At 80.2% G+C, this 324-nt stretch carries 1 pseudogene; it reads left to right on the top strand.

Annotation, left to right across the window (positions count from 1 at the left end):
- Window positions 1–324 (top strand): annotated as a pseudogene (locus DI269_RS27410) (hypothetical protein); the annotation flags it as partial.

Genomic DNA, 324 nt, shown 5'->3' with positions numbered 1-324 from the left:
GGCCCGGCCCCCGCGGCGGGGGGCGCGGTCGCGCTCGTCCACTACGTGGCCTGGGAGGACGCGGGGGCCGGGCCGACCGTGATCGCCGCCGAGGCGCTCGCGGCCGCCGCCGGGCACGGGCTCGAATTCGCCGACCCCGAGCACCTGCGCACCGACCGGCTCCTGGCCGCGGAGGAGCAGCTGCTGCTGTGCCTGAGGGCGGACTATCCCGGGTTGGGCGACGCCGAGGCCGAAGCGGCCTTCGACGCGCCCGCGGCAGCGTCGCCGCAGTCCCCGTCCCGCGCGCGCCGGGCCGGCGGCAAGGCGTCGCTCCTGGTCGCGGTG

This window comes from Glycomyces dulcitolivorans (genome assembly GCF_003265355.1).
GTDB lineage: Bacteria > Actinomycetota > Actinomycetes > Mycobacteriales > Micromonosporaceae > Glycomyces > Glycomyces dulcitolivorans.
Note: the sequence above shows the minus strand (reverse complement) of the source record. Positions and strands in the feature narration are given on the sequence as shown.